The sequence below is a fragment of the Achromobacter sp. 46006 genome (assembly GCF_059761975.1).
The window spans coordinates 1-24,723 of record NZ_JCBANN010000026.1; the positions used below are offsets into that span (position 1 = coordinate 1).

The window sequence follows — 24,723 nt, forward strand, 5'->3', positions numbered from 1 at the left end:
GCGTGTAGATGCGCCCGGCGGAAACCGAAGGCAGCCGCCGCCAGGCGGCAACGAGGTTGAGCCCGGGGAAGTCCGGAGCGAACGCTCCGGACCGCAATCGTAGCCCCGCCATCCCCCACCGACCCCGCCACGCGCGCCTTAAGAACCTACCCCCGCGAAAAGAGCAAACCACTCACCCCCTAGCCCGCAACCACTCCTCGAGATCCCCCGCCGGCAACGGCGGCGAAAACAGGAACCCCTGCCCCGCCGCGCACCCCTGCTCGATCAGGAAGCGCCGCTGCTCTTCATTCTCGATCCCTTCGGCCACCACCGGCAGGCTGAGACTCTCGCCGATCCGGATCACCGCGCTGGTCAGCGCCCGGGCCGCGTCATCGCTCTCCAGCCCCTGGACGAAACTGCGATCCAGCTTCAGCTCGTCCACGATCAGGCGCCGCAAGTGCCCCAGGCTGGAATAGCCCGTGCCGAAATCGTCCATCGACAGCCGCACTCCCAGGCGATGCAGCTCGGCGATGGTGCGCAAGGTGCCCGCCGTCGCATCCAGCACAACGCCCTCCGTGATCTCCAGCATCAGATCGGCCGCCGCCAGCCCGAACTCGGCCAGCGTCGCCGCGATCATGCGCGGCAGATTCAGATTGTGGAAATTGGTCGCCGACAGATTCACCGACACCGAGGGCACCCTCAGGCCGTTGTGGCGCCAGATCGACAACTGCGAGCACGCCTCGCGCACCGCCCAATCGCCCAGGTCGCCGATCAACCCGCACTCCTCGGCCAGCGGCACGAAACGCGCCGGCGAGATATCCCCCAGCGTCGGGTGGCGCCAGCGGGCCAGCGCCTCCACCCCATACAGCGTGCCGCTCTTCAGGCCCACCTGCGGCTGGTAATGCAGCCGCAGCGCGCGGCCCTCCAGCGCATCGCGCAGCGCCGCCTCCAGCGCCAGGCGTTCCTGGGCCTGGCGGTTCATCTCGGCGCTGAAGAACGAAATGCGATTGCGCCCGGCGGTCTTGGCCTGGTACATCGCCATGTCGGCGTGGCGCAACAGCGTATCCATGTCACGGCCGTTTTCCGGAAACACGCTGATGCCGATGCTCACCGACGGATTGAGCGTAATGCCCCCCACCGCGAACGGATGCGACAGCGCCACCAGGATGTGCTCGGCCGCGGCCGTCAGCCGGCCATGTTCGAAATCCGGCATCAGCACCACGAACTCGTCGCCCGACAGGCGGCCGACGATATCCGTGGCGCGCGCCAACCGCCGCAGGCGTTGGGCGATATCGCGCAGCAGCGCATCGCCGATGGGGTGTCCCAATGTGTCATTGACCTGCTTGAAACGGTCCAGGTCCAGAAACAGCACCGCCACGCGCTTGCGCTCCGGCTCGGCGCGGGCGATGGCCTGCTCGGCCTGCGCCAGCAACAGGTTGCGATTGGGCAGGCCGGTCAGCTCATCGTAGAACGCCAGTTGGCGGATACGGGCGCGGGCCTCCTCGCGTTCCAGCGCCAGCGCGCACAGATACACGCACACGTCCACCAGCCGGTGGTGGAAATCGTCCGGCAGCCGGCGCTTGCGGAAATAGAAGCCGAACGTGCCGATCACGCGGCCGTCGCTCGACTTGATGGGCGAAGACCAGCAGGCCTTGATGTCCTCCGGCAGCGGCAGGTGGCGATAGTTCTCCCATAGCGGATCGGTGGCGATATCCGGCACGATCACCGGCCGTCCCAGGAAGGCGGCCGTGCCACAGGCGCCGACTTGCGGACCGATGGCCTCGCCATCCAGCGCATCGCTGTAGGCCGAGGGCATGCTAGGCGCCGCCAGGGGGCGCAGCTTGCCATCCTCGTCCACCCGCAACACTGTCGCCGCCACTTCCGGCGCCAGGCGTTCGACCTCGCGGCAGACCATGTTCATCACCTCGACCACCGAGGCCTCGTTCACCATCGCCTGCAGCACGCGGCGCTGCAGCACCTCGTGCACCTTGGTGGGCGTGATGTCGGTGAGCACATCGACGATGTTGACCAGCGAGCCGCGCTCGTCGAACACCGAATTGGCCATGACCGACACCCACAGGGGCTTGCCGCCCCGGTCATAGACCAGCACGTCCTTGTGGTATCCCTCGCGGCAGGCGATGCGGCGGTCCAGTTCCTCGCGCGTGCCGCCGTCGGGACGGCCGCCGGCCAGCAGCTCGCCCAGTTCCCGGTCGCGGGCGTCGGCACGCGAAAAGCCCAGCATGCGCTGGAACCCCTCGTTGACATAGACGATGCGGCCATCGCGGCCGGACACCGCCACGGCGTTGCCGGTCTCGTTGATGCCCAGCAACAGCAGGCGGACTTCCTCCTGGCGCTCGGCGTCGGCGATGGACTTGCGCGAAATGACCGCGATGCGACGCACCTCGCCGCTCGCATCGCGCATCGGCAGGTAGGTGGCCTCGATCCAGAGCGAGGCGCCGCTGCGCTTGCGATAGCGGCAGGTACCCGAGAAGAACTCGCCGCGGCGCAAGCGCGCCCAGATCTGTTCGGCGCTGGCAATGCCCTTGCCTTCGTCCATGCTGTCGCACAGCAGGTCGTGGCGCAAGCCGGCGATATCGGCGCGCAGATAGTCCAGCGTGGCCAGGAAGTTTTCGTTGGCGTTCAGGAGGGAGCCGGCGGTGTCGAAGTCGAACAGCAGCAGTGCCCGGTCCATCGTCGCCAGATAGTTGCTCGCCTGCCACGCGACACCCTGCGGGGCAACGCTCGAACCGCCTGGATGAGAATCAAGCATAAGGGGCTCCATACCGGAAGACAGCGGTTCCGGGTTCATTCAGCGCCGGGGAAATCCAAGTGCGACGCGATCGCGTCCATCCTGCTTGGCCAGGTACAAGGCCTGGTCCGCCCGGCTGAGCGTTTCTGAAAAAGACTCTCCGAGTTGATGGCAGGCCATGCCGATGCTGACGGTCAGGCGCAACACATCCGGGCCGACGTCGATGGCCAGGCCGCGCACCGCGCCCACCAGCCGGTCCATCACCCCCTGGGCGGTCTCGGGCGGGGTCGCGGGCAGCAGCACCAGGAATTCCTCGCCACCCCAGCGGCCGCACAGGTCGTACTCGCGCAAACTGCTGCGCATGGCGCCGGCCAGTTCCACCAGGGCGCGATCGCCGATCTCATGGCCATAGCGGTCATTGACCGACTTGAAATGGTCGACATCGAGCATGGCGACCACGAAGGCCTGGCCGCCTCGGGTGGCGCGCTGCACTTCCTGCTTGATCATCTCCATCAGGGCGCGGCGGTTCAGCAACCCGGTCAGCGGATCACGGCGCGACGTCTCTTCCAGCGTCCTGTTCAGGTCGCGCATCATGTTCTGGTAGTGATCGGAGATGCGCGCAATGCGCGCCAGACGCCGCAACTGCCGGTCGAACTGTTCGCACAGGCCCATCTCGCGCTGGTGCGCCATGGACTGGTAGGCATCCGACAGGTGGGTGACGCGCTCGATACGCGCCATCTGTTCGGCGGTGTGGCGCCACAAGTCCTGCAGGGCCTCGCGCAGCGGGTGTCCGGCGTAGGCCGGGTCGGCCAACAGCGCGGCGATACGTTCGTCCAGCTCGGCGTTGCCGTGCTTCATTGCCGGCCAACGACCGAGAACGGGAAGGTGCAGTCTTCCTTGAATTCCTCGGCCAACTCGCCGACACGTTCGTTGCGCATGTCGTAGAACCAGGTCACGCCGACCTCGCGGCCCTTGGCATGGGCGGCTTCCAGCAGATCGAAGATGTCCATGACCGACTTGATGCTGCTGGTGTTCAGGTAGAGCAGTTCCAGTTCGAGCTTGAGCGGCGCGGCCGAACCGAGCAGATAGGTTTCGACCCATTCGATGACGGGACCGAACAGTTCGAAGGAGTTCTCGGGATACGAGTCGCCGCGCATCGCCAGCACGCCGGCGGCGGCATCGGCGGTGATGGCGGGCGTGGACTGGGTCCCGGGAATATCTAGGTCTTTCATCAATGACTCCGAAAAAGGTCTAAGGCTCGGGCGCGCCGGTCAGATCACGACGCTCAGGCTGAAGAAGGCCCGGTCCTCGCCCGCCGCGGGCGTCAGGCTGGCTTCCAGCGGCGCGCCGGCTCGGCGCGCGATATCGATCAGGCCCAGGCCGGCGCCCGAGGCGGTGCCCGGCGTGCGCGGCTTGTGCAACTGCGTCTTGTATTCCGCCTTCAGGGCGGCCTTGTCCAGCGCCGCCAGTTGCTGGATGCGCGCCACCAGGTTGCGGCCGTCCTCGGCCTTGACCAGATTGCCGGCCGACACCACATAGCGGCTTTCGTCGCGGCGCCCGATCACCACCGTGGCGCTGGCATCGGCGTCGCCGTTCTGCGCGGCATATTGGCGGATGTTCTGGATCATCTCGATGTAGACCGAGAACACGTCCATCGCTTCCGCCGGACGCGCGTGCTCGGCATTCAGGTAGTTCTTCAGCGCATTGCCGATTTCCTCGATCAGGCTGCGCGAAATCGGCCCGTTGAAGCACAACAACGTGCGGTTCTGGTCGAAACGCTCGCCCAGTGCGTAGAGATCCGAGGCATTCATGGGAGTTACCACCCTGATAACGATTATTCGAAACGGAAAGACAGCATGGTAATGTCGTCGCGCTGGGGCTGGCCGCCCTGGTACCGGGCCAGGGCGTCGGTAAAGGCGGCCGCCTGCTCGGTTAACGGCTGGCGCGCGTGTCTCTTGAGCATTTCGGCGAAACGCGTGTTGCCAAAGCCGAAACCGTGCTCGCCACCGGCCTGGTCCAGAAAGCCGTCGGTCGCCAGGTAGTACGTCCAGCCCGGCTCCATGCGCAATTCGATATTCTGGTAAGCACCGGCCCGCTTGTCGCCCAGCGCGCGCTTGCCTCCGGGCACTTCGCGCAGGGTGGCGCCATCGCTGGCGTACAGGCTGATCTTGGCGCCGGCGTAACGCAGGCTGCCGGCCTGGCGGTCAATATATACCAGCCCCGCGTCGGTATTGGTGGCCAGCGCCCGCGGCAGTTGCGCGTCCGCAAGCATGGCGCGGATGGCGCCGTCGGTGCGCGCCAGGATGCCGGCAGGGTCGGACGGCCCGGCCTCGGTGATCGCCAGGTCGATGGCGGCGCGCGCCAGCATGGTCATCAGCGCGCCCGGCACGCCATGGCCGGCGCAGTCCATGATGCCCAGCAGGCAATTGGCGCCATCGGAACGGAACACGTAGAAATCGCCGCCCACCACGTCGCGCGGCTTCCACAACACGAAGTGGTGGGCGCCGAGCGATTGGGTCAACTGGCGGTCGGGCAGGATGGCGCGCTGGATCAGGCTGGCGTAGTCGATGGAATCGCCGATCTTCTTGTGCGCGGCCGCCATGGCGCGGTTGGCGTCCTCCAGCTCGGAGGTGCGCTCGCGCACCTTGCTCTCGAGTTCGGCGGTGTGCTGGCGCACCTTGTCGGCCATCACGCCGAAGGCGCGGCTCAGGTCGCCGATTTCGTCCTGGCCACCGGGCGGCAGGCGCACGTCGTAGCTGCCGTTGGCGATGGCGCGGGCCGACTGCTGCAGGCGGCGCAAGGGCCGCAGCATCAGGCGCTCGATGGCATAGCCGAAGCACAGCAGCAGGGCCGCGAACAGCAGCACCAGGCCGATCGCCGCCGGCCACAGCCAGTCGGTGTCCAGCACCCGGGCCGCGCCCAGGTCGACCAAGGTCAGCACATGCCAGTGCAATTCGGGCATGTAGGCCACCGACACCAACTGGCGCACGCCGTCGATGGTGACCCAGGCCGTCTGCACCGATTGCGGGTCGGCCTGGGCCGCGTGCAGCGCCGAACGCAGCTCGTCGCGGCCGTTGCCGGGATCGAGCAGGTTGAACACCATGCCGCGGCCGTTGGCGCCGCCGGCGCCCGAGTTGTAGGCGATCAGTTCCGGGTCCATGTGGGCCTGGATCGCGCCTTCTTCGTCGACGATGATGGGCGTGACGCCCGGCTGGCCGCTGTTGACGAAGTCACGCAGGAACCCGCCCACGTCCAGTCCGGCGCCGGTCAGGCCGATGACCTTGTCGCCATCGCGCACCTGCACATTGATCCAGACCCGCGTGGTCTTGAGCTTGAGGTCGGGATTGACGTTGATGTTGTAGCGCGCGGGCGCCTTGAGCGAATTGTAGAACCAGCCGTCGTCGGCCGCTTCGCGGCTCAGCGTGTAGCGCGGCGCTTCCGACAGCGGCTGGTCATCGTTGAAGTAGTAGTGGCCGGTGGCGGCGCTGGCGATGAAATAGGCGCGGCCCAGCAGGTCGCGGCGGTAGCCGTCGGCCTCGCGGAAGAACAGTTCGCGCGCGGCCGGATCGCTTTCGTTGCGCAGCCAGCGCCGCGTCACCTCGCTGTCGGCAAGGCGCAGCGACAGCGCCAGCTCGCGCGACACCGGCGCCAGGATGCGCTGGCGGTTCAATTGCGTGAAGTTGTCGGCGAAGGCGCGGCCGAAGTGGTCACGCACGCCATCCAGCACCTGCCAGCCGATCAGCGCGGCCGGCGCCAGCGCGACCAGGCACGCCAGCAACAACGCCATCAATGATTTTTTGCGCAAACCCCATTTCGCCATGCGAAGTCTTCCCTGACAGCTTGATAAGACGTGACGCATCCACGCGGTACGCACGGCGCGCTAAGTGTAGAGAACCACGGGATGAATGAAAACAGGCGTAAACGCGCGAATTTGCCAAAGGTCAGCCTATTCCGGGCCGATTTGGACAAACCGCGCATTTATTGCGTTTTATATCGAAAGAAATTCCGCCCGCCGCATCGGAACTGCGGCTTTCACGCTACACACCCAGGTAGCGTTCCCACAAACCGCGATCGGCATCCAGGGCCGCGGAGTCGCCGCTCCAGACCACCTTGCCACGTTCGAGGATGACATGGCGATCGGCCAGGCTCAGCAGGCGTTCGACGTACTTGTCGATCACCAGGATGGTCTGCCCGGCCTGCCGCAGACGCGCAAGACAGTGCCAGATTTCCTCGCGGATCTTGGGCGCCAGGCCCTCGGTGGCCTCGTCCAGGATCAAGAGGCGCGGGTTGGTCACCAGCGCGCGGCCGATGGCCAGCATCTGCTGCTCGCCGCCCGACAACTGGTTGCCCATGTTGCGGGCGCGTTCCCCCAGGCGCGGGAACAGTTCGAACACGCGCTCGGGCGTCCAGGGCTCGCCGATGGCGGGATTGCGCGCCGCCACGAAAGCGGTCAGGTGTTCGCGCACCGTCAGATTGGGAAAGCACTGGCGCCCTTCCGGCACGATGGCCATGCCGGCGCGGGCAATGCGGTCGGGGCTCCAGCCGCTGATGTCCTGGTCGGCGAAGCGGATCTTGCCGCCCCGCAGCGGCAACTGGCCGAACAGCGTGCGCAGCAGCGTGGTCTTGCCCATGCCGTTGCGCCCCAGCAGCGTCACCACCTGGCCGGCGCCGATTTCCAGGTCCACGCCGAACAGCACCTGGCTGGCGCCATAGCCGCTCTGGACCGATTCAATGCTGAGCATCAGGCAGTCTCCTGGCGCGCGGGCGCCGTCTCATCGTCGCCGAGGTAAGCCTGGCGCACGTCCGGGTTGGCGCGGATCTCGTCCGGCGTGCCGGTGGCGATCACGCGGCCATAGACCAGCACCGAGATGCGGTCGGCCAGCCGGAACACCGCCTGCATGTCGTGCTCGACCAGCAGCATGGCGGCGCGGCCGCGCAGGGACTCGATCAGTTCGGTCAGGCGCAGGGTCTCGTCGGGCCCCATGCCCGCCATGGGCTCGTCCAGCAGCAGCACGCGCGGCCGCGCGGCCAGCGCCAGCGCGAATTCCACCTTGCGCTGCTCGCCATGCGGCAGCGTGCCGGCGGCGCGGTCCAGCAGGCTGGCGTCGATGGCGCATTCGCGCGCCAGTTCGCGGGCCTGCTCGTACAGGGCGGACTCGGCGGCGCGCGGCGTCCAGAAGCGGAAGCTGCTGCCGGCATGGGCCTGCACCGCCAGCACCAGGTTGTCCAGCACGCTGGACTGCTTGAAGATATTGGTGATCTGGTACGAGCGCGACAGGCCCGCCGCCACGCGCTGGTGGGCGTTCATGGCGGTGACGTCGCGGCCGTCCACGGCCAGGCTGCCGGAATCGGCCGCCAGGGTGCCCGACAGCAGATGGATCAGGGTCGACTTGCCGGCGCCGTTGGGGCCGATCAGGGCATGAATCTCGCCCGGGTCCAGCGCGATCGACACATTGTCGGTGGCCACCAGCGCGCCGAAGCGGCGCACCAGGTTGCAGGCCCGCAGCGCCGGGGCCTGCGTGGAGGTATGGGTCTGGTTCATGATCCCGCCTTGCCGGTTTGCGCCGCGGCGCGGCCGCCGAACAGCGGGCCGAGCAGCCCCACCAGGCCGCGCGGCGCGCCGAACACCACGCCCAGCAGCAGCACGCCCAGGGGCAGGTGCCAATATTCGGTCCACTGGCGCAGCACTTCTTCCAGCACCAGCATCACCACCGCGCCGGCCACGCCGCCGTAGCGCAGGCCGATGCCGCCCACCAGCACCATGATCAGCAGGTTGGCAGACTGGGTCCAGTGCATCAGGCTGGGCGAGATGAACAGGTTATGGTTGGCCAGCAGCGCTCCGGCCAGCCCGGCGGCGGCGCCGCTGAGCGTAAAGGCGGTCAATTTGATGCGGTAGACCGGATACCCCATCGACTCCATGCGCGACTCGTTCTCGCGGATACCCTGCAGCGCAGTGCCGAAGCGCGACTGCGTCACGCGCCCGAACAGCCACATCATGACAACGAAGATCACCAGTACCAGATAGTAGAACGAGCGGTCGTCGGCCAGGTCGATGCCCGGCAGCGTCGAGTAGCCCGGCAGGTTCAGCCCGTCCTCGCCGCCGTACTGGCGCAGCGAGATGAAGATGTAGAACAGCATCTGCGCGAACGCCAGCGTGATCATGATGAAGTACACGCCGCGGGTGCGCAGCGACACCGCGCCCGTGAGGCAGGCCAGCAGCGCCGCCAGCAACATCGCCACCGGCCACGACACCAGCGCCGAGGTCACCCCCGACATCGCCAGGATGCCGACCGCGTAGGCGCCGGCGCCGAAGAAGGCCGCGTGGCCCAGCGCCACCATGCCGCCGTAGCCCAGGATCAGGTTCAGGCTGGTGGCGGCCAGCGCATATATCAGCACGCGGCGCACGAAGGAAATGTAGAAATCCAGGCCCAGCGCCGGCGCCACCAGCGGAAACGCCGCCAGCGCGGCCAGCAGGGCCAGGGTCCAGAGCATCGAAGAAGTCCGCATCATCAGCCTCGCGCCGGAAACAGGCCGGAAGGCCGGAACACCAGGACTGCCGCCATCAGCACGTAGATGGCGATGGCCGCCAGCGTCGGGCCGACGCTGGAGGCGACCGCAGGCGAAAACACCTGACGCAGCAGCATCGGCAGGAAGGCGCGGCCGGCCGTATCGACCATGCCCACCAGCAACGCGCCGACGAAGGCGCCGCGGATCGAGCCGATGCCGCCAATGACGATGCACACCAGCACCAGGATCAGGATTTCCTCGCCCATGCCGACCTGCACCGAAGTGATCGGGCCGAGCAGCGCGCCGGCCACGGCGGCCAGCATCGCGCCCAGCACGAACACGCCCAGGAACAGCAGCGGCACGCGCACCCCCATCAGGGTGGCCATCTGCCGGTTCGAGGCGCCGGCCCGCACCAGCACGCCGGCGCGGGTGCGCGTCACGAACCAGTACAGCCCCACGGCCGAGGCCACGCCGAACACGATGATCATCAGGCGGTAGGCGGGATAGAGCAGATCGGGCAGCAGGCGCACCGGCCCCGACAGCAGCGCCGGCATGTTCAGCATGACCGGGGCCGGGCCCCATATCATCTTGACCAGGTCATTGGCGATGAGGATGACGGCGTAGGTGCCCAGCACCTGCGCCAGGTGGTCGCGCAGCGCCAGGCGGCGGATCAGCGTCAGTTCCAGCGCCACTCCGACCAGCCCGGTGGCGACGGCGGCCACCAGGACGGCGGCGGTGAAGGACCCCGTGCGCTGCATGGTTTCGGCGGCGACATAGGCGCCTGCCATATAGAGCGAGCCGTGCGCCAGATTCATGATGTCCATGATGCCGAACACCAGGGTCAGCCCGGCCGCGATCAGAAACAACATCAACCCAAACTGCAGACCGTTCAGCAATTGCTCGATGATGAGCGTGAACGTCATGAATAAATCCCCTGGTGGGCCCACCCCCGGAGCGCTGCGCGCTTCCCCCCCGAAGGGGGGCGTCGCGACGGACCGGCGGAGCCGGAGCCGTGCGACCCCGCGGGGCCAGGCTGCATCGTGTAGCCGCGGCCGCTATACGCGTCCCGCCGCCTTTTTATAGCTTGCAGTCGCCGACGTAGACGTCCTGGTATTTGTCGAAAACCTTGCCGACCAGCTTGTTGGTGATGCGGCCGCTGGCGTCCTTGTCGACCACGCGCAGGTAGTAGGCCTGGATCGGGTAGTGGTTCTTGCCGTAGGTGAAGTTGCCGCGCACCGAGGGGTAGTCGGCCTTGGCCAGCGCCTTGATGACGGCCTCGCGATCGCTGGCCTTGCCGCCAGCCTGCTTGACGGCGGCGTCCATGGCCATGATGACGTCGTAGGCCTGGGCGGCATACACCGATGGGTAGCGGCCGTTGTATTCCTTGCGGAAGGCCTCGACGAAGGCCTTGTTCTGCGGCACGTCCAGGTCATGCGCCCACTGCGCCGTGTTGTACATGCCCAGCATGGGCTCGCCCACGGCCTGGATCACGTCCTCGTCGGCCGAGAACCCGGGGCCGATCAGCTTGACGCTTTGCGACAGGCCGGCCGACACGAACTGCTTGACGAAGTTGATGCCCATGCCGCCCGGCAGGAAGATGTAGACCGCGTCCGGCTTGGCGGCGCGGATCTGGGCGATCTCGGCGGCATAGTCGATCTGGCCCAGCTTGGTGTAGACCTCGTCGCCCGGGGCGATCTTGTAGCCGCGCTTGAAGCCGGTCAGCGCGTCCTTGCCGGCGGGGTAGTCCGGCGCCATGATGAACATCTTCTTGAAACCGCGGTCGGCCGCCACCTTGCCGGCGGCTTCATGGAAGGCGTCGTTCTGGTACGAAGTGCCGAACCAATAGTGATTGCACTGCGCGCCGGCGAACTGGCTGGGGCCGGGGTTGTTCGACAGGTACGGCACTTTGGCGGCGAACAAGGCGGGGCCGACGGCCAGGGCCACGTTCGAACCGATCGGGCCCGTGAAGAAATCGACCTTGTCGCGCTGGATGTAGCGCGTCACCAGTTGGCGGGCCTGGTCGGGGTTGCCGCCCATGTCGGTCTGCAGGAATTCGGCGGGCTGGCCCCCCAGCTTGCTGCCCAGTTGCTTGATGGCCAGGTTGAAGCCGTCGCGCGCCTCGGCGCCCAGGGCCGAGAACGGACCGGAAATGTCATTGGCGATACCGACCTTGACCGGATCGGCATGTGCCAGTGCCGGAACCAGGGCGGCAGCGGCGATAAGGGAAGTGATGAAACGCATGGTGGTGTGCTCCGTGCGCGAGCCGCGCAGAGGGTGTTGTTCTGGGATTGCGATTCGAAGGACTTCTATGGCCGGCCCGCCGGCCAGGTCAGGCTGCCGTCAGACCGGTGCCCGCAGCAGCCGATTCCGTGATGCGGCATGGGGGGAACTGGCGTGGTTCATAGTTTAGGTTTAAAGTATTCGGCAAAACAAGTCTAGGGTTTTTACCAATGATCCACGGCGCGTCCACCCGCGCGGACATTACCCGACATCGGCCCGATACTCAAGAATACAAACCCATCCACGCATTCCCGGTAATCTTCCCCACCATGACAGACGCCCCCGACCTGGAATCCCGCGCCGCTCCCGATGACCATCACGCGCTGCGCCTGTGGCTGCGCATGCTGACCTGCGCCAATCTCATCGAAGGCGAGATCCGCAGCCGGTTGCGCAACGAATTCGACACCACCCTGCCGCGCTTCGATCTGATGGCGCAATTGCAGCGCGCGCCCAAGGGCATGAAGATGGGCGAATTGTCGCGCCACATGATGGTGACCAACGGCAATATCACCGGCATCACCGACCAGCTCGAAAAGGAAGGCCTGGTGGTGCGCACCAAGGTCGAGTCCGACCGCCGCAGCTCGCTCATCAAGCTGACGCCGCAGGGCCGCAAGAGCTTCGCCAAAATGGCGCGGGCCCACGAGTCATGGGTCAAGTCGATGTTCGGCGAACTGCCGGAAGGCAGCCGCAACGCGCTGTTCCAGGCGCTGGGCGAGCTGAAGCTGCAGGTGGTGGCGACCCGCTCGGCCAACCCCAAGGACTGACGCGGTCCGGCCCTGGCGGCCATCGCCGGCGCGCCGCGCGCCCGGCCTGACCGCCGCCGCCCAAAAGCGCCAACAGTTTGGCGCATAATTGCCGGCATGATTCCGGTATCTCTTCCTGGCGGTAATTACTACGTACTGATGGCCATCTCGCTGGCCTGCCTGTCGACGCTGCTGACCTGGCTGGCCGTCCTGGCCACCAGCCAGGGGGCCCGGCAGTGGCTGGGCGGCCATCGCCGTGGCGGCACGATCCTGATGGCGCTGCTGGCCCTGGTCGGCGGCCTCTTTCCCTACCAGCAACTGAGCCTGTGGCTGGCGGCCCAGCGCGATGCCCGCCTCGGCACCGACTTCAACATGGTGCTGGCCCAGCCGGCAAGGCTGGCCGGCGTCGACATGCCGGCCGGCACGGCGCTGCGCCTGACCCGCCCAGGCGATCCCGCTTCGTTCGACCGTGCCACCTTCCCCGACGGCCACCCTGCCAGTGTCCACGGCGTGAGCGCCACCCGGCTGTTCCATTACTCGGCCAGCGCCCGCCAGGCCGAGACCCTGTCGGCAGAGATCGCCCGCGACCAGGCCCAGGACGGCTGGCTCTGCGCCCACGGCCATCGGGTTGAATTCGTCCTGCTGGGCGGCCAGCCGCGGTTCTCCAGTTGCCACCTGGCCATCGGCAATACCCTGGACCAGCAGCCGGTGCCTGCCGGCACCTGGCTCAAGGTCGACGCGGCGGCGCGCGGCAATGCGCCCGACCCCGCCAGCCCGGCGCCGCGCTGGCTGCTGCGCGCCGAAGGCAGCGAGCCCCTGACCGTGGCCGGCATGCCGCTGCTGAAGGTGGACATGACCCTGGACGCGCAGCGCCGCCTGCTGTCGTTCGAGGGCCTGCTGGGGCGCGAAAGCACGCTGGGCGGCATCACCTACCCCACCGGCACCCGTCTGCTGACCGCCGGCCCGCGCGTGCCCGGCGTGCAGCCCGGCGACCTGCTGTTCTCGCCCTCGCGCGGCCGCTCGGCGCGCCAGGCCGACGGCAAGGAAATCGCGGCCGGCATGTCGGTGCTGCAGGCGCCCGACGGCACCGTGCGCGCCATCCTCTCCAACCGCGACGCCGGCGTGCTGGACGTGGCCGCCATGCGCACCGCGCCGTGACGGCCGGCGTTCCGGCATCCGCCGCCGCCTGTCGCAAAGCAGTGGGATAATACGAAGCTTTCCCCCGCGCGCCGCCTTGCCCTGGCGGCGATTCCGTCCTGCTCATTCATGAGACGAAGTCATGGCCGTTAACCTGCAGATCCCCTCCGAGTCCGAAATTTTCCCTGTTGCCGGCGTTGAAATCGGCGTCACCGAGGCCGGCATCCGCAAAGCCAACCGACGCGACCTGACCGTATTCCGCCTGGCCGAAGGCAGCAGCGTGGCCGGCGTGTTCACCCGCAACCGCTTCTGCGCCGCGCCGGTGCAGGTGTGCCAGGCCCATCTGGCCGACGGCGGCCCGATCCGCGCGCTGGTCATCAACACCGGCAACGCCAACGCCGGCACCGGCGCCGAAGGCCTGAAGAAGGCCCAGGACACCTGCGCCGAACTCGGCCGCCTGCTCGGCGTGCCCGCCGCCCAGGTGCTGCCGTTCTCGACCGGCGTGATCCTGGAGCCGCTGCCGCTGGACCGCCTGTTCGCCGGCCTGCCGGGCGCCATCGCCAACCTGGGCGCCGACCACTGGTTCAGCGCCGCGCACGGCATCATGACCACCGACACGCTGCCCAAGATCGCGTCGCGCCGCGTCCAGATCGGCGGCAAGACCGTCACCTTCACCGGCATCAGCAAGGGCGCCGGCATGATCCGCCCCAACATGGCGACCATGCTGAGCTTCCTGGCCACCGACGCCGGCATCGCCCAGCCGCTCTTGCGCAAGCTGGCGGTCGAGATCGCCGACGCCTCGTTCAACCGCATCACGGTTGACGGCGACACCTCCACCAATGACTCGTTCATCATCGTCGCCACCGGCAAGTCGGGCGTCGAAGTCAACGCCGAGTCCGACGCCGCCTACGCCGCCGTGCGCGAGGCCCTGACCGCCGCCGCGCTGGAACTGGCGCAGAAGATCGTGCGCGACGCCGAAGGCGCCACCAAGTTCATGACCATCCGCGTCGAGGAAGCCGGCACCACCGAGGAAGCCCTCAAGGTGGCCTACGCCGTGGCCCACTCGCCGCTGGTCAAGACCGCCTTCTTCGCCTCGGACCCCAACCTGGGCCGCATCCTGGCCGCCGTCGGCTACGCCGGCATCGACGACCTGGACGTGTCGAACATCCGCCTGTGGCTCGACGACGTGCTGGTGGCCAAGGACGGCGGCCGCAACCCGGCCTACCAGGAAGCCGATGGCCAGCGCGTGATGAAGCAGGCCGAGATCGCCGTGCGCATCGCGCTGGGCCGCGGCCAGGTCAGCGACACCGTCTACACCTGCGATTTCTCGCACGAGTACGTGTCGATCAACGCCGACTACCGTTCCTGATCAAGACCCGCCATCCGCCCGGCTGACCCCGGGCGCGGTGCGCCGGCGCGGCATTGCACGCCGGGCGCCGCGGGATGGCGACAGCAATGAAATCCAGTGGCTGCGACTTACCCATCGCCGGTCACTGCCCCCGGGAATCCGTGGCATCACCGCGGTCCCCGGCAGGTGACAGCCGTTGAGCGGCGCGCGCCCCCACGACGCCTTTGCAGCGGGATACGCGCCCTCTTCTTCCGACGATGCCCGCGAACGCGACGCGGGCCCGGTGCCGGGCCCGCCCGTTCGCTCTTCCAGGATCACACCGTGACCGCAACCGAATTCACCACCCTCATCCAGCGCGCCGAGCGCGTCCTGGCCCAGCTCGAAGCCTGGCTGCCGCCCGCGCCCCCCGACATCGACTGGAACGCCCACGCGTTCCGCTGGCGCAAGCGCGGCTCGCGCGGCTGGCTCGACGCCGTGCGCCACGTGGCCCGCATCGAACTCGAAGACCTGCAGCACATCGAGCGCCAGAAAGGCATCATCGAGCGCAACACACAGCAGTTCATCGACAAGAAGCCCGCCAACAACGTGCTCATGACCGGCGCCCGCGGCACCGGCAAGAGCTCGCTGGTCAAGGCCATGCTGGCCGCCCACGGCGACCGCGGCCTGCGCCTGATCGAAGTGGACAAGTCCGACCTGGGCGACCTGGCCGACATCGTCGAGCTGGTGGCCGCGCGCCCCGAACGCTTCATCGTGTTCTGCGACGACCTGTCGTTCGAGGAAGGCGAGGCCGGCTACAAGGCGCTCAAGTCGGTGCTGGACGGCTCGGTCGCTTCCTCGGGCGACAACGTGCTGATCTACGCCACCTCCAACCGGCGCCACCTGATGCCGGAATACATGAGCGAGAACCTGCAGGCCAAACACCAGCCCGACGGCGAGATCCACCCCGGCGAAACCGTCGAGGAAAAGATCTCGCTGTCCGAGCGCTTCGGCCTGTGGCTGTCGTTCTATCCCTTCAAGCAGGACGACTACCTCGACATCGTCTACCACTGGCTGCGCGAACTGGGCTGCCCGGAAGACCAGATCGAACCCTCGCGCACCGAAGCGCTGCAATGGACCATCGAGCGCGGTTCGCGCTCTGGCCGCGTCGCCTATCAATTCGCCCGTGACTGGGCTGCCCGCCATGTCTGACAAAATCATCGATGTCGCCGCCGGCCTGATCCTGCGTCCGGACGGCCTGCTGTTGCTGGGGCAACGCCCCGAAGGCAAGCCCTGGTCGGGCTGGTGGGAGCTGCCGGGCGGCAAGCTCGAACCCGGCGAGACCGTGCTGCAGGCGCTGGCGCGCGAACTGCAGGAAGAGATCGGCATCCGCGTGACGCAGTCGCGGCCCTGGGTGACCTACGTGCACGCCTACCCCCACACCACGGTACGCCTGGCGTTCTGCCATGTCACCGGCTGGGAAGGCGAACCGCGCAGCCTGGAGAACCAGCGCCTGGAATGGGTCGACCCAGCCAACGCCGCCTCGGTGGGCGATTTGCTGCCCGCCACCCTGCCGCCGCTGCGCTGGCTGCAGCTGCCGACCGCCTATGGCATCAGTTCTATCGGCTCGCGCGCCGGCCTGTCGGCGTTCCTGGGCCGGCTGGACGCGGCGCTGGCGCGCGGCATCAGGCTGGTGCAACTGCGTGAACCGCAGTGGCCCGACGGCCCGGCCTCGACCTCGCTGCACGAGGCGCTGCAGCAGATCGTCAAGCGCTGCCACGCCGCTGGCGCGAAAGTGCTGGTCAACAGCGCCCATCCGGCCGCCTGGTGGCGCGAGGCCGACGGCGTGCACCTGCGCGGCGCCGACGCCGCGCGCCTGACCGCCCGGCCCGATCTGCCGGCCGGCGCGCTGGTCGGCGTCTCGGCGCACGACAACGCCCAGGTGGTGCACGCGCGCGAACTGGGCGCGGACTTCGCCGTGCTGGGCCCGGTGCTGGACACGCCCAGCCACCCCGGCGCGCCGACGCTGGGCTGGGACGGCTTCGTCGAAGGCAATCGCGACGCCGGCATCCCGGTCTTCGCGCTCGGCGGGCAATCCACCCAGACCGTCTCGCAGGCCCTGCGCCACGGCGCGCACGGCATCGCCGGCATCCGTGGGCTGATCTGACGTCGGCGGGTCGGGTCAGGGGCGCCGGTCCGGCGCCCGCCCCCGGACCGGCGCGCCGCGCCGGTTTTTCTTTGCCCTAGGGAAACTCCCCCCTTGCCGCGCAAGGTGGCCAGGTCCTATCTTCGCTCTTGATGTGACCATATGGTCACTTTTGACTGCCGGCGCGACGGGCACGCGGCCACGCAACGGGTTCCACACTCCTGCGCCCGCCCGCTGGCGCCATCGCGCCGCCGTCCCGCCGCACCGCTTTTGCTGCACCGTTTCTTTGTCGTCGTCTCCACAACAAGGAAGTCCAGCATGCCCCTGCCTCTCCATCCCGATGGCCGACCCGGCCCGTTCCCGGCCGACGCCCAGCGTCGCGACTTCATCCTGCGCGGCGCCGCAGGCCTGGCCGGCGCGGCCGGGCTGGCGGCCGGCGGCTGGCCCCTGCGGGCGCTGGCACAGGCGACCGCGCCGCTGACCTTCGCTTTCTGGCCCTGGGGCAGCGAGATCGTGCAACAGGGCGCGGCCCGCTTCACGCAGGAAAGCGGCGTGCCGGTGAACCTGTCGCCGATCCCCGGCGACTACGCCGCCGTGCTGGAAACGCAGCTCGCCGCCAAGGCGCCGCTGGACATGTTCTACGCCCAGCGCGGCCAGGCCTCGCGCTGGTACGCGGCCGGCTGGATCCGCCCGATCGACGACATGCCCGGCCTGGCCGACATCCAGAAGCAGATGTTCCCCGGCATCGTCGAGGACGCCAAGGCCACCGACGGCCGCTACCTCGGCCTGACCTATTACAACGGCGGCCCCTACGCGCTGTTCCGCAACGAGAAAATCCTGGGCGAAGCGGGCTACGGCGGCACCGCCAACGCCGCCGACTACCCGCGGGACTGGGCCACGGTCGAAAAGCAGGCGCGCGAGATCAAGAAGAAGGGGTTGGCGCAGCATCCAATGCTGATGCCCTGGTACAACGCCTGGACCGGCCTGCCATGGGCCCTGATCGCGCAATGCTTCGCCGAGGGCGAGCGCTTCGTCGACGGCGAGCTGCGCGCCACCTTCGGACCCGACACGCCGCTGACCAAGGTGCTGAGCGACTGGAAGCGCTGGTGGGACGACGAGCTGGTGCAGCGCGCCGTGCTGACGTGGTCGGGCACCGAGACCTCCAGCTCGTGGATGAAAGGCCAGCACGCCTTCCACCTGAACATCGATTACTACAGCTTCAACTACAACGATCCCGCCAAGAGCCAGATCGCCGAATACTCCAGCTATAACCCGGTGGTGCCCGGCGCCACCCACGACACCGTGCTGGTGGGGCACGCGCTGCTGTGCATGTCGACGCGCAAGCGCAGCGACGCCGAGCAGGCCGCGCTGTGGGAGCTGGTGAAGTACTTCGGCTACCGCGACCGCGCCGGGCAACTGACCACGCACAAGAACTGGATCGCCAAGGCCAACCTGGAAGTGCCCTTCCCCGAGCTTTACCGCGATCCCGACAGCCGCGCCGCCATCATGAAGTGGATGTACCCGGCGCATCGGGAACAGGTCTACCAATGGCTGTTCGAGGGGCGCGAGAAGGCCGTGGCCGCCAACATCCTGAAGGCGCCCTGGTACCAGGAATGGGACACCGGCATGCACGAGATGATCGCGCAGGACATGCTGATCAAGGGCAACCGCACGCCCGCGCAGGTGGCCACCGAGCTGCGCGCGCGCTGGGACGGCCTCTACAAGAAGTACGCCAAGATCCTCAAGCGGAGCTGATGACATGGCCAGCGTCTCCCTGCAAGGCATCGAGAAGTCATACACCCACTTCCAGGCGGTGCGCTCGCTCGACCTGGACATCCGCGACGGCGAATTCGTGGTGCTGCTGGGGCCGTCGGGCTGCGGCAAGACCACCACGCTGAACATGATCGCCGGCCTGGACACGCCCACCGGCGGCCAGATCCGCATCGACGACCGGCGCGTGGACCAGGTGCCGCCGCACCGGCGCAACGTGGCCATGGTGTTCCAGAGCATCGCGCTGTATCCGCACATGACGGTGCGCGAGAACATCGGCTTTCCGCTGCGGATGCAGAAGCTGCCGGCCGCCGAAGTGCGCGGCAAAGTCGAGCGCGCGGCCGCGCTGCTGCGGGTCGAATCGATGCTGGACCGCAAGCCCTACCAGTTGTCCGGCGGCCAGCGCCAGCGCGTGGCCATCGGCCGCGCGGTGGTGCGCGACCCCGACCTGTTCCTGTTCGACGAGCCGCTGTCCAGCCTGGACGCCAAGCTGCGCACCGACATGCGGGTCGAGCTCAAGCGCCTGCATCGCAGCCTGAACGCGACCTTCATCTACGTCACGCACGATCAGGTCGAGGCCATGACGCTGGCGGACCGCATCGCCGTCATGTCGGGCGGCAACCTGCTGCAATTCGCCGACCCGGACACCATCTACCGCCGTCCCGCCACCATGGAAGTGGCGGATTTCATCGGCAACCCCGGCATGAACTTCCTGCGTGGCACGCTGGAGACGCGCGACGGCGCGCCGGCGCTGCGCACCGCGGGTGGCGCCTATCCGCTGCCCGCCGCGCTGGCGGCCGCCGCGCGCGGGCTGCCGGCGGGCAGCGAGGCGGCGATCGGCATCCGCCCCGAAGCCATGGCGCCGGCGCCGCTGGCCGGCGACGGCCTGCTGCTGCAAGGCCAGGTGTGGGCGGTGGAGCCGGTCGGATCGGACCAGTTCGTCGACGTCATCACCGCCGGCGAGGACGGCCCGCGCCTGCGCGCCCGGCTGTCGCCGGAACGGCGCTACGAAGTCGGCGCGCCGATCGCGCTGGCGCTGCCAGCCGCCCGCCTGTACCTGTTCGACGCCGCCGGCCTGCGGGTCCATGGCGGCGAGGAGCCGCGCGCATGAGCGCCGCCAGCCTGCCACGCGCGTCCCTGCCGCTGCCCGCGCGCGGCGGCAAGGAGATGTCGGACCTGGGTTTCGCGATGACGGTGATCATCGCGGTATACGCGCTCAACACCCTCATCATCGGCGTGCCGCTGGGCTATTCGTTCTGGCTCAGCCTGCACGACACCAACGCGATCCTGCGGACCCAGGAATTCGTCGGCGCCGACCTGTATGGCGAAGTGCTGTCCGACAGCGCCGTCACCGATGCCATCTGGCGCAGCCTGGGCTTCGTGGCGATGTGCGTGGTCGGCTCGTTCGTGGCGGCGCTGGGCATTGCCCTGGTGCTGAACGAGGAGATGCCGCTGCGCGGCCTGGTGCGCGGGCTGGCGTTGCTGCCGTGGGCCATGTCGCAGGTGGTGACGGCGACGGTGTTCTCGTTCCTGCTCAATCCCAGCTTCGGCGCGCTCACCGGCCTGCTGACGCCGCTCGGGCTGGCCGGCCCGGGCACGGTGTGGCTGAGCAGCGACTGGGCCCTGTTCTGGGTGGCGCTGGCCTTTGTCTGGCACGTCGCGCCGCTGGGCAGCTTCTTCTACCTGGCGGCCCTGCAGACCATCCCGCGCGACCTGTACCGCGCCGCGCGGGTGGACGGCGCCGGCCCGCTGGCGCGCTTGCGGCACATCACGCTGCCGCACCTGAAGCACACCACGCTGATCGTGCTGGTGGTGATGACGGTGGAGGCCGTGCGCCAATTCGACCTGCTGTTCTCGCTGACGCGCGGCGGGCCGGGCACGTCGACGCAGATCCTGCCGCTGCTGATCTTCCGCTACAACTTCGAGTTCTCTAAGTACGGCCTGGCCTCGGCCGCCGCGTTCCTGCTGACGGTGCTGTCGCTGCTGCTGGCCACCGCCTACTTCATGCTGATCCGCAAGAAGCGCCCGCAAGGAGTCAACCATGCGCAATGACGCGGCCCGCGTGGCCGGCGAAGGCTGGCGCCCTTGGGTGGTGGGCGCGGGCGTGGCCCTGGTGGCGTTCTGGTGCCTGTTCCCGCTGTACTGGACGCTGAAGGCCTCGTTCATGGACGAGTCGGCCATCATCATGGGCGTGGCGCACCATGCCGGGAGCTACACCTTCGAGAACTACCTGCGGGTGCTGGGCCTGTCCAGTTCCGATTCCATCTTCGGCGGCCAGACCCGCGCCATCATGGCCGGCTTCGTCAACAGCGCGCTGGTGGCGCTGCCGGCCGCGGCCGCCGGCACCGCCATCGCCACGCTGGCCGGCTACGTCCTGGGGCGCTTCGAGTTCCCGTTCAAGGGACCGCTGCTGTACGTGCTGCTGGCCTCGCGCACGCTGCCGCCGATCGCGCTGCTGATCCCGTATTACGTGTTCTTCGCCGCCATCGGCCTGGCCGGCAGCCTGTTCGGCCTGTGGATCGTCTACCTGACCGCCGTGATCCCGCTGCTGTCGTGGGTGTTGATGGGCTATTTCGCTTCGCTGCCGGTCGAAATCGAGCACGCCGCGCGCATGGACGGCTGCACCCGCTGGCAGATGCTGCGCCACGTGACCCTGCCAATGGCGCTGCCCGGCATCGCCGCGGCTTTCATCATCGCCTTCCTGGTGGGCTGGAACGACCTGCTTTTCGCCATCGTGCTGACCGGCGGCACCTCGGCGCAGACGCTGTCGGCGGCGCTGCTGGGCCTGTCGCCGCTGATGCCGGGCTTTCGCGCCGACCTGGGGCTGTTCGCCGCGGCCAGCATGCTCGCCGCCCTGCCGCCGCTGGCGCTGGCCATGCTGTTCCAGCGCTTCATCACCAACCTGAATATCGTCGATCCCGTGACGAGCAACACGGACTAGGAAGAAGCACGCATGACCATCGGCATCGCGGCTTACGGACCCAACGCCGGCGCGGCGGTACGCGCCGCCGCCCTGGGCGCCGAACTGCTGGGGCACGGCGCCATCGGCGGCTTTGCCGTGTTCGCGGTGCTGGACCAACAGGGCCGCGCCCGGCACGCGAGCGTCCAGCGCGGCGGCGTGACCGCGCTGGACCTGCCGCCGGATTGGCTGCGGGCGCGCCATGCCGCCCTGATCGAAAGCGGCCCCGACCGCCCCGAGCCGCTGGCGCAGTTCCTGCCCGGCGCCGACGGCGTCGGCCTGGTGACCGGCCACCGCCTGCCCAACCGCCCCGGCGCCGATAGCGTGCCGCTGAACCAGGCGGTGCTGCGGCGCCTGGCCGCCGGCCAGGCCCCCGCCGACGCCGTGGCCGAGGTGCTGCGGGCCCATCCGGAAGTCGACGCCGGCCTGATCGCGCTGTCCGCGTCGGGCCAACTGGCCTGGGGCAACAGCGACCGCGTGGCGCGCCGGCCCGACCAGGGCCAGGCCTGGCGCGACAACGGCGCCTGCCGCCTGGCGCTGCTGCACAACTCGATCTTCCCCTGCCCGCCCCTGGCCGAGGCCATGGCCGACCTGGCCTGGCACGCGCTGACCGGCGGCGTCGGCGCCTACCGCGCCCTGAGCCTGCGCGCGCCCGTGTCGATCAACGCCGCCCCGCGCGACCGGGTGCTGGTGGACGACCGGCTGCGCGTCACCCGCATCGAACAGGCCGATCCCTCGCTGCCCACCGCCCGACGGCGCGCCAACGTCATCTACCTGGGCAGCGAAGTCTGGCAAGATGGCAGGCATATCGGCCATACCGTCAGCGAACTGGTTGCGGACATGGCCGACGGCCGGGTGTTCGGTCTGCCGGACCCCGCCCGCTCCCTCGTCATCATGAAGGAAACGGCCCATGTCCCGACGTGAGAATACAGAGCGCCAGATACTGCAGGCCCTGGAAGACCAGATCAAGGAAACCGGCATGGGCGGCGTGGGCATCAACGCCATCGCCAAGCGCGCCGGCGTCAGCAAGGAACTGATCTACCGCTACTTCGACGGCATGCCCGGCCTGATGCTGGCCTGGATGCAGGAACAGGATTTCTGGACCCGCAACCCCGGCCTGCTGGCCGCCGACGAATCCAGCCAGCGCAGCCCCGGCGAACTGGTGCTGTCGATGCTGCGCGCCCAACTCGACGCACTGGCCGGCAACGAGACACTGCGCGAGGTGCGGCGCTGGGAACTGATCGAACGCAACGAAGTTTCCGCGCCGCTGGCCGAACGGCGCGAACGCGCCGCTCGTGGCTTCATCGACCGCATCGACGGCCTGACCGATGACATGGACACGCCCGCCGTCGTCAGCGTGATGCTGGCAGGCGTGCTGTACCTGATGCTGCGCGCCAAGACTGAAAGCCACTTCCTGGGCGTGCCGCTGCGCACGCAGGAAGGCTGGGACCGCATCAACGGCGCGCTCGAACACCTCGTCAAGCACGGGTTCCCCGACTCGCTCAACCAAGAATCCCTGGCCAATCTGGAGGCGCGCCGCAAGAAGCGCCGGCCGCCCGCCGACACCGAGACCTGACCGCCCATGCCCGCGCCATCCGAGCCTCACGAATACGACCTCATCATCAGCGGCGGCCTCATCGCCGACGGCCTGGGCGCTCCGGCGTGGCGCGCCGACCTGGCGATCGACGGCGAGCGCATCGCCGCCATCGGCGACGGTTCGGCCTGGCGGGCGCGGCGCCGCATCGACGCCAGCGGCCAGGTGGTGGCGCCGGGCTTCATCGACTGCCATACCCACGACGACCGCGCCCTGCTCGGTTCGCCGCTGATGCGGCCCAAGGTCAGCCAGGGGGTCACCACCGTGGTCACCGGCAACTGCGGCATCAGCCTGGCGCCGGTGCTCGCGCCCGGCGACACCGTGCCGCCGCCCCTGAACCTGCTGGCGCAGCACACGGGCGAACTGTATGCCCGCATGCAGGACTACGCTGCCGCACTCGATGCCAGCCCGGCCGCCGTCAACAGCCTGGCGCTGGTGGGCCATTCCAGCCTGCGGGTGTCGGCCATGGACCGCCTCGACCGCCCCGCCGACAAACGCGAGATTGCCGCCATGCGGCATGCGCTGGACCAGGCCATGGCCGCCGGCGCCGCGGGCCTGTCCACCGGTCTGTACTACCCCACCGCGATGCACGCCAGCACCGAGGAGGTGATCGGCGTGGCCGAACCGCTGTCGTCCTGGCAGGGCCTGTACACCACCCACCTGCGCGACGAGGCCGACCATGTCTGCGACGCCATGGAAGAGGCCTTCCTGATCGGCCGCGCCGCCGACGTGCCGGCGATCCTGTCGCACCACAAGGTCACCGGCAAGCACAACCATGGCCGCACCGCCGAAACGCTGGCGCTGTTCGACCGCGCCCGCGCCGACCAGCCCCTGGGCATGGACGTCTATCCCTATGCAGCCTCGTCCACCATCCTGGAGCCGCGCCGGGTGCCGGCCGGCGAGAAGATCATCGTCACCTGGTCGCTGACGCGGCCCGAGATCCAGGGCGTGGACCTGCGCGAGCTGGCGGCGCGCGAGGGCAAGGACCCGCAACGCCTGGCCGAGGAACTGTCGCCCGGCGGCGCCATCTATTTCTCGATGGACGAGGACGACGTCAAGCGCGTCATCGGCCATGGCAGCGTGATGATCGGCTCCGACGGCCTGCCGCACGATCAGCGGCCGCATCCGCGCCTGTGGGGCGCGTTCTCGCGGGTGCTGGGACGCTACGTGCGCGAAATGCGCGTGCTCGGCATGGAAGAGGCGATCCGCCGCATGACGAGCCTGACGGCGGCCCAGTTCGGCCTGCGCGACCGCGGTGTGCTGCGCGCCGGCTGCTATGCCGACGTGGTGGTGTTCGACCCGGCCGTGGTGGCCGACCGGGCCACCTTCGCCGAGCCGCTGCAATCGTCCGCCGGCATCCAGGCCGTGCTGGTCAACGGCCAGTTGGTGGAGGAACGCGGCGCCGCCACCGGCGCCCGCCCCGGCCGCCTGCTGCGCGGCGCGGACCGTGCCGCGCCCGGCTTCGAGACGCCCGCCTGGGCCGCCTGAATCCCATCACCCGGCGCCGCTTTCCGGGCGGCGCCCCGTTCCCGGAG

22 protein-coding genes are annotated in these 24,723 nt (G+C 68.6%); 12 read left to right on the forward strand and 10 right to left on the reverse strand.

All coding sequences use genetic code 11. The features are described 5' to 3' along the window. Positions 1 to 172: 172 nt before the first annotated feature. From AC6LKG_RS14310 to AC6LKG_RS14355, 10 genes are all read right to left on the reverse strand, one after another. On the reverse strand, positions 173 to 2,749 hold the full coding sequence (locus AC6LKG_RS14310) for a sensor domain-containing protein (RefSeq protein ID WP_498165291.1): 2,577 nt from the start codon (positions 2,747 to 2,749) through the stop codon (positions 173 to 175). A gap of 39 nt (positions 2,750 to 2,788) precedes the next feature. Beyond that, the gene (gene siaD / locus AC6LKG_RS14315) at positions 2,789 to 3,586 is read right to left on the reverse strand and encodes a biofilm regulation diguanylate cyclase SiaD (protein WP_498165292.1); all 798 of its coding nucleotides are present in this window, start codon (positions 3,584 to 3,586) and stop codon (positions 2,789 to 2,791) included. Then, positions 3,583 to 3,960, reverse strand: a complete 378-nt coding sequence (gene siaC, locus AC6LKG_RS14320) for a biofilm regulation phosphoprotein SiaC (protein ID WP_498165293.1) — start codon at positions 3,958 to 3,960, stop codon at positions 3,583 to 3,585. The genes siaD and siaC overlap by 4 nt, the downstream gene beginning before the upstream one ends. Positions 3,961 to 3,999: 39 nt before the next feature. Then, positions 4,000 to 4,539: a biofilm regulation protein kinase SiaB gene (gene siaB / locus AC6LKG_RS14325; protein WP_498165294.1), complete on the reverse strand. Its 540-nt coding sequence runs from the start codon at positions 4,537 to 4,539 to the stop codon at positions 4,000 to 4,002. Positions 4,540 to 4,562: 23 nt separating this feature from the next. Next, positions 4,563 to 6,548 (reverse strand): biofilm regulation protein phosphatase SiaA, encoded by a 1,986-nt coding sequence (siaA, locus tag AC6LKG_RS14330; protein ID WP_498165295.1) that lies wholly within the window; start codon positions 6,546 to 6,548, stop codon positions 4,563 to 4,565. A 217-nt stretch (positions 6,549 to 6,765) separates the two neighbouring features. Next, positions 6,766 to 7,470: an ABC transporter ATP-binding protein gene (locus AC6LKG_RS14335; protein ID WP_498165296.1), complete on the reverse strand. Its 705-nt coding sequence runs from the start codon at positions 7,468 to 7,470 to the stop codon at positions 6,766 to 6,768. Further along, positions 7,470 to 8,270 (reverse strand): ABC transporter ATP-binding protein, encoded by an 801-nt coding sequence (locus AC6LKG_RS14340; protein ID WP_498165297.1) that lies wholly within the window; start codon positions 8,268 to 8,270, stop codon positions 7,470 to 7,472. The genes AC6LKG_RS14335 and AC6LKG_RS14340 overlap by 1 nt, the downstream gene beginning before the upstream one ends. Beyond that, a complete protein-coding gene (locus AC6LKG_RS14345; RefSeq protein ID WP_498165298.1) occupies positions 8,267 to 9,238 on the reverse strand; it encodes a branched-chain amino acid ABC transporter permease in 972 nt (323 codons plus the stop codon). Before AC6LKG_RS14345 ends, AC6LKG_RS14340 begins: the two co-directional genes overlap by 4 nt. Next, the gene (locus AC6LKG_RS14350; RefSeq protein ID WP_006392702.1) at positions 9,238 to 10,158 is read right to left on the reverse strand and encodes a branched-chain amino acid ABC transporter permease; all 921 of its coding nucleotides are present in this window, start codon (positions 10,156 to 10,158) and stop codon (positions 9,238 to 9,240) included. The genes AC6LKG_RS14345 and AC6LKG_RS14350 overlap by 1 nt, the downstream gene beginning before the upstream one ends. 154 nt (positions 10,159 to 10,312) lie before the next feature. Further along, positions 10,313 to 11,476 (reverse strand): ABC transporter substrate-binding protein, encoded by a 1,164-nt coding sequence (locus tag AC6LKG_RS14355; RefSeq protein WP_498165300.1) that lies wholly within the window; start codon positions 11,474 to 11,476, stop codon positions 10,313 to 10,315. Between the two features lie 308 nt (positions 11,477 to 11,784). On the opposite strand from AC6LKG_RS14355, the gene AC6LKG_RS14360 reads away from it, so the two are divergent. From AC6LKG_RS14360 to AC6LKG_RS14415, 12 genes are all read left to right on the forward strand, one after another. Then, the gene (locus tag AC6LKG_RS14360; RefSeq protein WP_498165302.1) at positions 11,785 to 12,279 is read left to right on the forward strand and encodes a MarR family winged helix-turn-helix transcriptional regulator; all 495 of its coding nucleotides are present in this window, start codon (positions 11,785 to 11,787) and stop codon (positions 12,277 to 12,279) included. A gap of 96 nt (positions 12,280 to 12,375) precedes the next feature. Continuing rightward, positions 12,376 to 13,416: a hypothetical protein gene (locus tag AC6LKG_RS14365; RefSeq protein ID WP_498165303.1), complete on the forward strand. Its 1,041-nt coding sequence runs from the start codon at positions 12,376 to 12,378 to the stop codon at positions 13,414 to 13,416. Between the two features lie 121 nt (positions 13,417 to 13,537). Next, positions 13,538 to 14,764 (forward strand): bifunctional glutamate N-acetyltransferase/amino-acid acetyltransferase ArgJ, encoded by a 1,227-nt coding sequence (gene argJ / locus AC6LKG_RS14370; RefSeq protein ID WP_498165305.1) that lies wholly within the window; start codon positions 13,538 to 13,540, stop codon positions 14,762 to 14,764. 300 nt (positions 14,765 to 15,064) lie between these two features. Further along, positions 15,065 to 15,931, forward strand: a complete 867-nt coding sequence (locus tag AC6LKG_RS14375) for an ATP-binding protein (RefSeq protein ID WP_498165306.1) — start codon at positions 15,065 to 15,067, stop codon at positions 15,929 to 15,931. Beyond that, on the forward strand, positions 15,924 to 16,886 hold the full coding sequence (locus AC6LKG_RS14380) for a Nudix family hydrolase (protein WP_498165307.1): 963 nt from the start codon (positions 15,924 to 15,926) through the stop codon (positions 16,884 to 16,886). Before AC6LKG_RS14375 ends, AC6LKG_RS14380 begins: the two co-directional genes overlap by 8 nt. 297 nt (positions 16,887 to 17,183) lie before the next feature. Continuing rightward, positions 17,184 to 18,620, forward strand: coding sequence for an ABC transporter substrate-binding protein (locus tag AC6LKG_RS14385; RefSeq protein ID WP_498165308.1), 1,437 nt, complete (start codon positions 17,184 to 17,186; stop codon positions 18,618 to 18,620). A gap of 4 nt (positions 18,621 to 18,624) precedes the next feature. Next, positions 18,625 to 19,746 (forward strand): ABC transporter ATP-binding protein, encoded by a 1,122-nt coding sequence (locus tag AC6LKG_RS14390; protein ID WP_498165309.1) that lies wholly within the window; start codon positions 18,625 to 18,627, stop codon positions 19,744 to 19,746. Next, positions 19,743 to 20,687, forward strand: a complete 945-nt coding sequence (locus AC6LKG_RS14395) for a carbohydrate ABC transporter permease (protein ID WP_498165311.1) — start codon at positions 19,743 to 19,745, stop codon at positions 20,685 to 20,687. Before AC6LKG_RS14390 ends, AC6LKG_RS14395 begins: the two co-directional genes overlap by 4 nt. After that, positions 20,677 to 21,576 carry a carbohydrate ABC transporter permease gene (locus AC6LKG_RS14400; protein WP_498165313.1) on the forward strand — a complete coding sequence of 300 codons (900 nt, stop codon included), beginning with the start codon at positions 20,677 to 20,679 and terminating at the stop codon, positions 21,574 to 21,576. The genes AC6LKG_RS14395 and AC6LKG_RS14400 overlap by 11 nt, the downstream gene beginning before the upstream one ends. Positions 21,577 to 21,588: 12 nt before the next feature. Continuing rightward, positions 21,589 to 22,518, forward strand: a complete 930-nt coding sequence (locus AC6LKG_RS14405; RefSeq protein WP_498165315.1) for a DUF6963 family protein — start codon at positions 21,589 to 21,591, stop codon at positions 22,516 to 22,518. After that, complete coding sequence (locus AC6LKG_RS14410; protein WP_498165317.1) at positions 22,505 to 23,170, forward strand: TetR/AcrR family transcriptional regulator; 666 nt, start codon at positions 22,505 to 22,507, stop codon at positions 23,168 to 23,170. The genes AC6LKG_RS14405 and AC6LKG_RS14410 overlap by 14 nt, the downstream gene beginning before the upstream one ends. Positions 23,171 to 23,176: 6 nt before the next feature. Beyond that, positions 23,177 to 24,676: an N-acyl-D-amino-acid deacylase family protein gene (locus tag AC6LKG_RS14415; protein ID WP_498165319.1), complete on the forward strand. Its 1,500-nt coding sequence runs from the start codon at positions 23,177 to 23,179 to the stop codon at positions 24,674 to 24,676. Positions 24,677 to 24,723 lie beyond the last annotated feature (47 nt).

Excerpts from the sequence above, each read along its gene's own strand:
- AC6LKG_RS14365 (WP_498165303.1), top strand. The coding sequence starts at position 12,376 with ATGATTCCGGTATCTCTTCCTGGCGGTAATTACTACGTACTGATGGCC.
- siaB (WP_498165294.1), bottom strand. The coding sequence starts at position 4,539 with ATGAATGCCTCGGATCTCTACGCACTGGGCGAGCGTTTCGACCAGAAC.
- AC6LKG_RS14415 (WP_498165319.1), top strand. The coding sequence starts at position 23,177 with ATGCCCGCGCCATCCGAGCCTCACGAATACGACCTCATCATCAGCGGC.
- AC6LKG_RS14360 (WP_498165302.1), top strand. The coding sequence starts at position 11,785 with ATGACAGACGCCCCCGACCTGGAATCCCGCGCCGCTCCCGATGACCAT.
- AC6LKG_RS14410 (WP_498165317.1), top strand. The coding sequence starts at position 22,505 with ATGTCCCGACGTGAGAATACAGAGCGCCAGATACTGCAGGCCCTGGAA.
- AC6LKG_RS14385 (WP_498165308.1), top strand. The coding sequence starts at position 17,184 with ATGCCCCTGCCTCTCCATCCCGATGGCCGACCCGGCCCGTTCCCGGCC.
- AC6LKG_RS14335 (WP_498165296.1), bottom strand. The coding sequence starts at position 7,470 with ATGCTCAGCATTGAATCGGTCCAGAGCGGCTATGGCGCCAGCCAGGTG.
- AC6LKG_RS14395 (WP_498165311.1), top strand. The coding sequence starts at position 19,743 with ATGAGCGCCGCCAGCCTGCCACGCGCGTCCCTGCCGCTGCCCGCGCGC.
- argJ (WP_498165305.1), top strand. The coding sequence starts at position 13,538 with ATGGCCGTTAACCTGCAGATCCCCTCCGAGTCCGAAATTTTCCCTGTT.
- AC6LKG_RS14350 (WP_006392702.1), bottom strand. The coding sequence starts at position 10,158 with ATGACGTTCACGCTCATCATCGAGCAATTGCTGAACGGTCTGCAGTTT.
- siaD (WP_498165292.1), bottom strand. The coding sequence starts at position 3,586 with ATGAAGCACGGCAACGCCGAGCTGGACGAACGTATCGCCGCGCTGTTG.
- siaA (WP_498165295.1), bottom strand. The coding sequence starts at position 6,548 with ATGGCGAAATGGGGTTTGCGCAAAAAATCATTGATGGCGTTGTTGCTG.
- AC6LKG_RS14310 (WP_498165291.1), bottom strand. The coding sequence starts at position 2,749 with ATGCTTGATTCTCATCCAGGCGGTTCGAGCGTTGCCCCGCAGGGTGTC.
- AC6LKG_RS14345 (WP_498165298.1), bottom strand. The coding sequence starts at position 9,238 with ATGATGCGGACTTCTTCGATGCTCTGGACCCTGGCCCTGCTGGCCGCG.
- AC6LKG_RS14380 (WP_498165307.1), top strand. The coding sequence starts at position 15,924 with ATGTCTGACAAAATCATCGATGTCGCCGCCGGCCTGATCCTGCGTCCG.
- AC6LKG_RS14390 (WP_498165309.1), top strand. The coding sequence starts at position 18,625 with ATGGCCAGCGTCTCCCTGCAAGGCATCGAGAAGTCATACACCCACTTC.
- AC6LKG_RS14405 (WP_498165315.1), top strand. The coding sequence starts at position 21,589 with ATGACCATCGGCATCGCGGCTTACGGACCCAACGCCGGCGCGGCGGTA.
- AC6LKG_RS14340 (WP_498165297.1), bottom strand. The coding sequence starts at position 8,270 with ATGAACCAGACCCATACCTCCACGCAGGCCCCGGCGCTGCGGGCCTGC.
- AC6LKG_RS14355 (WP_498165300.1), bottom strand. The coding sequence starts at position 11,476 with ATGCGTTTCATCACTTCCCTTATCGCCGCTGCCGCCCTGGTTCCGGCA.
- AC6LKG_RS14400 (WP_498165313.1), top strand. The coding sequence starts at position 20,677 with ATGCGCAATGACGCGGCCCGCGTGGCCGGCGAAGGCTGGCGCCCTTGG.
- siaC (WP_498165293.1), bottom strand. The coding sequence starts at position 3,960 with ATGAAAGACCTAGATATTCCCGGGACCCAGTCCACGCCCGCCATCACC.